At 57.6% G+C, this 276-nt stretch carries 1 protein-coding gene; it reads left to right on the top strand.

The features are described from left to right. On the top strand, window positions 1-276 hold a 276-nt coding region (locus AUR66_RS22775; RefSeq protein ID WP_231727922.1), incomplete at both ends, for a hypothetical protein.

Consider the following 276-nt stretch of genomic DNA (forward strand, 5'->3'; position numbering starts at 1 on the left):
CGATCAAGGGGCGACCGACTGGACACTCCGGTCGAAGACTGGCGAGCGGCCACCGAAACCAACGACTGGGAGTAAACTCGGCAGCGCCTCCAATACAGACGAGGGTCTCGTCCAGGATACTCGTGTGACCGAAAGCCAGGGACTCACTGACGATACTGTCCCTGATGATGCACCCTCGATAACGGCACGTGGAAACGAGCACTCAGTCGTCTGGAGTCGGCAAGACTCCGAAAAGAGCGTGCTCAACGGCCGTGATATCTATGTGAGTACGACACA

This window comes from Haloferax profundi (genome assembly GCF_001469865.1).
In the GTDB taxonomy this organism is placed as follows: Archaea; Halobacteriota; Halobacteria; order Halobacteriales; family Haloferacaceae; genus Haloferax; species Haloferax profundi.